This is a genomic window from Psychrobacter sp. TPE 89C (assembly GCF_055522395.1).
The window spans coordinates 23,102-29,757 of sequence record NZ_JBVFXW010000037.1 but is presented as its reverse complement, the minus strand read 5'-3'; the positions used below and the strand labels follow the sequence as shown (position 1 = coordinate 29,757).

At 38.5% G+C, this 6,656-nt stretch carries 7 protein-coding genes; all 7 read right to left on the bottom strand.

Features of this window, described 5'->3' with window-relative positions:
* Nucleotides 1-803: hypothetical protein (locus ACZW67_RS11040; protein ID WP_465183283.1), on the bottom strand; the 803-nt coding region annotated here is incomplete at its 3' end.
* Nucleotides 804-828: 25 nt separating this feature from the next.
* Nucleotides 829-2,073, bottom strand: coding sequence for a UDP-N-acetyl-D-mannosamine dehydrogenase (gene wecC / locus ACZW67_RS11035; protein WP_465183282.1), 1,245 nt, complete (start codon nucleotides 2,071-2,073; stop codon nucleotides 829-831).
* A gap of 34 nt (nucleotides 2,074-2,107) precedes the next feature.
* Nucleotides 2,108-3,253: a non-hydrolyzing UDP-N-acetylglucosamine 2-epimerase gene (gene wecB, locus ACZW67_RS11030; RefSeq protein ID WP_465183281.1), complete on the bottom strand. Its 1,146-nt coding sequence runs from the start codon at nucleotides 3,251-3,253 to the stop codon at nucleotides 2,108-2,110.
* An 85-nt stretch (nucleotides 3,254-3,338) separates the two neighbouring features.
* Nucleotides 3,339-3,602 (bottom strand): hypothetical protein, encoded by a 264-nt coding sequence (locus ACZW67_RS11025; protein ID WP_465183280.1) that lies wholly within the window; start codon nucleotides 3,600-3,602, stop codon nucleotides 3,339-3,341.
* Nucleotides 3,603-4,142: 540 nt separating this feature from the next.
* Nucleotides 4,143-4,295, bottom strand: coding sequence for a hypothetical protein (locus tag ACZW67_RS11020; protein WP_465183279.1), 153 nt, complete (start codon nucleotides 4,293-4,295; stop codon nucleotides 4,143-4,145).
* Between the two features lie 123 nt (nucleotides 4,296-4,418).
* Complete coding sequence (gene sucD, locus ACZW67_RS11015) at nucleotides 4,419-5,294, bottom strand: succinate--CoA ligase subunit alpha (RefSeq protein ID WP_110922029.1); 876 nt, start codon at nucleotides 5,292-5,294, stop codon at nucleotides 4,419-4,421.
* 149 nt (nucleotides 5,295-5,443) lie between these two features.
* The gene (gene sucC / locus ACZW67_RS11010; protein ID WP_110922030.1) at nucleotides 5,444-6,610 is read right to left on the bottom strand and encodes an ADP-forming succinate--CoA ligase subunit beta; all 1,167 of its coding nucleotides are present in this window, start codon (nucleotides 6,608-6,610) and stop codon (nucleotides 5,444-5,446) included.
* Between the last annotated feature and the right edge of the window lie 46 nt (nucleotides 6,611-6,656).

The following is a 6,656-nucleotide window of genomic DNA, read 5'->3' as shown; positions in this document are numbered from 1 at the left end:
GCTTCTTCACAAAAATATGTTTCTAGCGTTTTATCATGAGCAGATAATACTTTTGAGATTTTAATAAATAAAAAGGCTCTATCAGTTTTTTTCATATGATAGGATTTTGACTTTATAAACTGTGCAAGTTTTTCTTTACCGTACTTAAAGTAAAACTCTAAAACTAATTCGGGAAATTTATTAGCATCATAATCCAATAAATTCTCTTCATAAGCGATATCATAACCTTGTAGCTTATTTATCTTTTTTTCAGACAAAAGATAATCTAGTTTTTTCTTGAATAAATCTACTAATTCGAAATACTCTTTATCTTTCGTTCTATTTCCCTCTTTAAGGAGCATTTCTATAATTACCTCTAATTGATCTAGATCTCTTAGATGGTAATTACTCCATGCATATGCTTTTAGGTTTCTTTTGTTAGGCTTCAACTTAACAGACATACCCATTAAGGTTTTATAAAGATTAATATTCTGTTCTTTAACCTTAAGTGCATTATCATAAACTATATTAGATTTTTCTTTATTTGAAACGTCGTACCATTCCAGAAATTCTGTGACACCTAATAATCCATGCTTTTTATGTATGGTTATTAGTAATTTATTAAGTGGAATAGACTTAAGGGTTTTTTCGTAATTTAACTTCGGTTTTTTCCGAGTCTGACGGCTCTTAGCATCTTTTCTCAAATGATATAATTTCAGAGGTAACGTTAACGCTCCTTCAACCGTTTTAGCATCGATCAAGGCTTTACCTAAGCGGTAAGATATAGTTTGATATTCATTTTTAGCCGTCTTCTCATTTTTCATTTACATTACTCTTAAGTCTGGTTTTTTAAATAATGCCTACAGCATCTATAACTGCTACGCTATTTTTCAATGGCTCCTTTTTAAACTCGTTATGAGCAACCAAAATACCAATAATATCTGCTATTTCCATAGCTTCTGCTAAGGAAACAAGCTTACCTGACTCTAAAGCTTTTGGTAGTGTTTCAATATTAGGCTCAACTAATAGAATATTAGCTGACTGGTTTTCAAGCATTTTTTTAGCGATAGTGACTGCTGGACTTTCGCGTAGATCGTCAATATCTGGTTTGAACGCAAGACCCAATAGTGCTACTGTCGGCTTTTCAACACCCTGAGACTTTAATCGATCGATTTGATCATTGATCTTACCAATGACCCAGTTAGGTTTATTATCATTTATTTCACGCGCTGATCGAATGATTTTAGCCTCTTCAGGGTTTTGATTGACGATAAACCATGGATCCACTGCAATACAGTGACCGCCTACGCCTGCACCTGGCTGTAAAATATTAACGCGTGGATGACGGTTTGCTAGTTCGATTAAATCCCAAACATTGATGTCTAGTTTATCAGAGATAATAGACAACTCATTGGCAAAGGCAATGCTCACATCACGAGAGGCATTTTCTGTCAGCTTTGCCATTTCAGCAGTACGAGAGTTTGTCTCTAATAAGTCTCCTTTTACGAAGATACGATATACTTCTTGTGCTTTTTTGGTCGACTCTTTAGTCATACCACCAATGATACGATCGTTTGAGATCAGCTCTTCTATGACTTTACCTGGTAATACACGCTCTGGGCAGTAAGCAACAAAAATATCAGCTTCGTTATCAGGCTCATGATATTTTGGAAATGTTAAGTCAGAACGTTCTTTAGAAAGCCATTCAACCATCTTCTCAGTGGCACCAACTGGTGAAGTGGATTCTAATATTACTACGTCACCTTTTTCTAAAAGCGGTGCCAATGCTTTACTGACAGCTTGGATATAAGATAAATCAGGCTCGTGGTCATCACCTTTAAAAGGTGTTGGTACAGCAATAAGATAGGCATCTGAATGTACTGGGGTAAGGCTAGCTTTGAGAGTACCTTTACCTACCGCTTGTTTGACGATTGCTTCAAGACCCGGCTCTACAATGTGAATTTTTCCTTGATTGATCGTATCCACTGCATGCTGATTGATATCAACACCAACAACATTAGCGCCGTGATGTGCAAACATAGCTGCTGTTGGTAAGCCGATATATCCTAGACCAAAAACACAAATATTCTTCATTTTTACCTCATTTAATCTATATATGTTTAGTTAGCTACTTTGAAGATTCTGAATCGTTAAAAAAGCTAACGATAGTATCTGATATGCGTTGTGAGGCTTTACCGTCACCGTATGGGTTATGTGCTTCACTCATTTTTAAATAGAGTGCTTCATTTTCTATAAGATTACTAACTTCAGTGACTATAGTAGCGTGATGAGTACCTACTAGCTTAACAGTACCAGCCTCAACGGCCTCTTGGCGTTCAGTCGTTTCTCTCATTACTAATACTGGAATACCAAGTGAAGGTGCCTCTTCTTGAATTCCTCCAGAGTCAGTTAAGATAATATGACTGGTACTCATCAAATAAACGAATGGTAGGTAATCTTGCGGCTCAATCAGTTTGACGTTATCAAGACCCTGCAATAAGCGCTCAACAGGCTCTTTGACATTGGGATTCAAATGTACAGGATAAACAAATTCGTAATCTGGATATTTTTGTGCTAGCTCTTGAATTGCCTGACAAATTGATTCAAATCCATCACCAAAATTCTCTCGACGATGCCCAGTAATTAATACCCGACGCTTATTGAAATCCAGTTCTGAAAATCGCTGCTGTAAATCTTTCCTGAGAGACTCACTGGTTTCCAATTTATCTTTGACACCCAATAGTGCGTCAACTACGGTATTACCAGTGACATAAATGAATTCAGGGTTATTATGTTCATCATACAGATGCTGAGCCGCTGTTTTAGTTGGTGCAAAATGTAGCTTAGTAATGATACTAGTTAGCTGTCTGTTAGCTTCTTCTGGCCATGGAGAGTAAATATTATAAGTGCGAAGTCCTGATTCTACATGTCCAATAGGTATTTGCTGGTAAAATGCTGCTTGAGCACCACATAACGTGGTTGAGGTATCACCATGAACTAATACTAAATCTGGTTTACACTCTTCTAGAATAGGTTCAAGAGCCATTAACATTCTTGAACTGGCTTGCGTCAAACTTTGTCCTGACTTCATAATATCCAGATCATAGTCTGGAGTTATTTCAAATAGCGACAGTACCTGATCAAGCATTTCACGATGTTGTGCTGTCACACAAACTAATGACTTGATATTAGGGTTCGCTTCTAAAGCTTTCACCACTGGTGCCATTTTGATGGCCTCTGGACGAGTGCCAAAAATACTTAGTACTTTTATCATAAATTCCTCCTATTAATATTAACACTAATACTGTTTGTAAAATAAATTATAAGCTTATGACATAGCCGTTAGGACTCATATTTCGCTAATGCCACGTGTCTTGGCACATCTCAATGATATCTAATCTAGCATCCCACCCTAATAAGTCTTTTTCTTCATTGGCATTTGCAGAACAGCTATTAATATTACCAGCATGACGCTCCGTAAACTGATAAAGAATAGATTGTCCAGACACTTCAGAAAAAGCATTAGCTAACTCTAATACAGAGGTGCCTTCACCAGATACTAGATTAATAGGTAAAAAGCCTACTGACTTTTCTACATTCATTCTAATATTATTTGAGCTCAATTACTGCTCTAAATGGGTTAGCGCGGCTACATGGCCTTATACTAAATCAGTGACACAAAGTTACGTACACCCATACCATCTACGGTAGGACAATCATTGCCAAAAATGTTGAGCTTCTCAAGTTTACCGATTGCTAATCTCAATATATAGAGCATCAAGTTATTACATATTATTAAGGTTTTCAAAAATCTACCCTAATGTGTGTGCTCCTACTAGATTTAAGTACCTAAGAACTATTGAATTTTATCTCTTATCGGATACAAATAAGTCTTCTATCATATGTTCTACAATAAGTTTATTTTAGCCATTAGGATTAGTATAAGCACGCGGCGAATTTTCAGAGTCCCTATAAACAGTTGCAAAGGGTAAACAAATGAAATTTCTAACGCCATCTTCTAGTAAAACAATAGTATCACTAACATTGTTATCATAATACAGGAGTAACTTAGCAACAGGTTTACCAACGGCTTTGAGGCTTACAAAATGAATCACACTAAAAAGCCGATGTGTGGCAAACATTTATTCGAGTGGGTCAACATTTCAGATATCACCTTTGACAGACTCAATCGGTTGCCCAATGAGAGTGGAGACCCAATTAATTGCTTCATAGCTACTATTGGATAAGTTGTCATACGCATCGACATCGTAGCCTGTTTCATGCAGTACAGATGTGAGTACCAATATATTTAGCACCACCAGTTACTAATATTTTGTTTTCTATGAGATTGTCAGAGATAAAAAAACACCCCATTGTAGGGGTGTCTTCATCATATTTCAATGTAGTTTTGGTAGTTACTTAATAGACTTATGCCTATCTTACCAGCCAGTAACTTCTTTTAGCTTCTCACCAAGCTTAGATGGGTCACGTGTATACGCGATACCAGCATCTTCAAACGCTTTGAATTTTTCTTCAGCAGTACCTTGACCACCAGAGATGATAGCGCCAGCATGGCCCATACGCTTGCCTTCTGGAGCAGTAACACCAGCGATATAACCAACAACTGGTTTAGTTACATGGTCTTTGATATAAGCAGCAGCTTCTTCTTCAGCAGTACCACCGATCTCACCGATTAGGATGATAGCTTCAGTTTGTGGATCAGCTTCGAACAATTTCAATGCATCAATCTGGTTCATACCAGGGATAGGATCACCACCGATACCGATACAAGTTGACTGACCAAAACCAAGCTTAGTTGTCTGAGCTACGGCTTCATAAGTCAATGTACCAGAGCGTGAGATGATGCCCACTTTACCTGGCTGATGGATATGGCCTGGCATGATGCCAATTTTGCACTGACCCGGAGTGATAACACCTGGGCAGTTAGGACCAACTAAACGCACATCGCCCGCTTCTTCAAGATAGCGTTTTGCTTTTAGCATATCGATAGTCGGTACGCCTTCAGTGATCACTACGATCAATTTAACGCCAGCATCGATTGCTTCAACGATAGAATCTAGTACGAATGGTGCTGGTACATAGATAACAGAAGCGTCAGCTTGAGTCGCTTCCATGGCTTCTGCCATGGTATTAAATACTGGTAGGCCTAGATGCGTTTGACCGCCTTTGCCTGGCGTTACGCCGCCGACTACTTTAGTACCGTATTCGATCGCTTGCTCAGAGTGGAACGTACCATTTTTACCAGTGAAACCTTGTACCAATACTTTGGTATCTTTATCGATTAATACACTCATTATTTATTCCTTGTATTCGGTTGTCTTGTAATAGTGACTCTTAGTACCATTTTTATTCAATATTAATGGGCAATTTTTATATAAAAGCCACTATCACGCGTTGACTACTATGCTTTGGTATTTATTGCTAAATACCAATCATTAAAGACTTAGGCTTTAACCGCATCGACAATTTTTTGAGCGGCATCTGCTAGGCCTTGAGCTGTAGTCAGCTTAAGACCAGACTCTTCTAGAATTTGTAAGCCTTTTTCAGCATTATTACCTTCTAGACGTACAACCACAGGTACTTGTACATCGACTTCTTTAACAGCAGCGATAATCGCTTCTGCAATCATGTCACAACGTACGATACCACCGAAGATGTTGATTAGAACACCTTCAACGCTGCTGTCTTCAAGAATGATCTTGAATGCTTCAACAACGCGATCTTTAGTTGCGCCGCCGCCAACGTCCAAGAAGTTAGCAGGCTTGCCGCCATACAATTTGATGATATCCATCGTTGCCATTGCAAGACCAGCACCGTTAACCATACAACCGATGTTACCTTCTAGGGCAACATAGTTTAGGTCAAACTCAGCAGCTTTAAGCTCACGCTCGTTTTCTTGAGTTTTGTCTTGTAGTGCTGCAATTTTAGGCAGACGATATAGTGCGTTTGAATCGATACCAATTTTGCCATCAACACAAACGATTTCGCCATTTTCACGAACGGCTAATGGGTTGATTTCCATTAGCGCAAAGTCGTTTTCAACAAATGCTTTATAAGCACCAGTCATCAATTTAACGAACTGGTTGATTTGCTTGCCTTCTAGACCAAGTTTGAACGCAACATCGCGCGCTTGGAAAGGCATTAGACCAACTAAAGGATCAACATGTACTTTAAAGATTTTTTCTGGTGTCTCGTTTGCTACTTCTTCGATATCAACACCACCTTCGGTTGATGCCATGAAAGTCACACGACGAGTCGCACGATCAACGACTGCACCAAGATATAGCTCAGTTTGTACTGGATACATATCTTCTGCAACCAATACGAAGTTAACTGGTTGACCATCAGCGTCAGTTTGGAAAGTAACCAAATTGGTACCGATTAGCTCTTCAGTTACTTGCTTAGCTTCTTCACGAGTTTTAACCAGCTTTACACCACCAGCTTTACCGCGACCACCAGCATGTACTTGCGCTTTAATAACCGCAATGTCAGTTGGCGTTTTATCAAAAGCAGCAGCAGCTTCGTCGCCACTATAGGCAATGATGCCTTCTTGAATCGGCAAACCATAGCTTTTTAACAGCTCTTTTGCTTGATACTCATGTAAATTCATTGATTGTATCCTTTATTTTTTACAATTAATAAAAAGTGAAAATGAG